Genomic DNA, 969 nt, shown 5'->3' with positions numbered 1-969 from the left:
AGAGTAGGACGCCGCCGAACAATCTTTGTGGGAAAGCCCCGCACCAGGTAACTGGTGCGGGGCTTTTCTGCGTTTACGGCCAGGTCGTTTACCGGCGGGCCGCCGACCCGGCCGCGGGGCCAGAGTTCCTCCGTTTACCAGCACCGGCCTGCCGGGAACCCGGACCGAACGCTCGTACTGTGGGTGGATGGGCTATGAGCTGGTCATCTTCGACAACGACGGCGTCCTCGTGGACAGCGAGCCGCTCTCGAACACCATCCTCTCCGCGTACCTGACGGAGGTCGGGCACCCGACGACCTATGAGGAGTCCCTGCGCGACTACATGGGCGGCGCGGTGCACCGGGTGCACGACCTGATCCTCGAACGGACCGGGCAGCGGCTGCCCGCGGACTTCGACCGGGTCCTGCACGACCGGATCTTCGCCGCGTTCGAGCAGGACCTGCGGCCCGTCCCCGGCGTGACCGAGGTGCTGGCGGAGCTGTCCGCGCAGGGAGTGCCGTACTGCGTCGCCTCCTCCGGGAGCCACGAGCGGATCCGGGTCGGGCACCGCAGTGCCGCGCTCGGCGACTGGTTCGAGGAGGAGTGGATCTTCAGCGTGGACGACGTCGGTCATGGCAAGCCGGCGCCCGACCTGTTCCTGCACGCCGCCGACATGATGAGCGTCCTGCCCGCGCGGTGCGTCGTCGTCGAGGACAGCCGGCTCGGGATCGACGCCGCCCGCGCCGCCGGGATGGACGTGCTCGCCTTCACGTCGATGACCCCCGCCGAGGGGCTCCCCGGTGCCAACGCCTACTTCGGGGAGATGAAGGAGCTCTACGGGCTGCTCGGATTGGGCGTGTGATCGCTCTACCCACCGGTAGCCCCTGGGCCTACGCTCAGCCGCCATGACAGTTGATGTGCGGCTGCGGCGTGGCCGCCGGGCCCTGGGGTTCAGCTTCTTCGCGCAGGGGGTGGCCTTCGCCCTCCTGG

General features: G+C 69.3%; 1 protein-coding gene. It reads left to right on the top strand.

Annotated features, from left to right (window positions below; translation table 11 throughout):
* The first annotated feature begins 187 nt into the window (after positions 1-187).
* Positions 188-841, top strand: coding sequence for an HAD family phosphatase (locus tag G3I71_RS44775; protein WP_164324622.1), 654 nt, complete (start codon positions 188-190; stop codon positions 839-841).
* The last annotated feature ends 128 nt before the right edge of the window (positions 842-969 follow it).

The sequence above is a fragment of the Streptomyces sp. SID12501 genome (assembly GCF_010550245.1).
Lineage (GTDB): Bacteria > Actinomycetota > Actinomycetes > Streptomycetales > Streptomycetaceae > Streptomyces.
The sequence above is the reverse complement of the archived record's forward strand: the minus strand, read 5'-3'. Positions and strand labels throughout refer to the sequence as shown.

Coding starts and splice junctions, on each gene's coding strand:
- G3I71_RS44775 (WP_164324622.1), top strand. CDS start 188: ATGGGCTATGAGCTGGTCATCTTCGACAACGACGGCGTCCTCGTGGAC.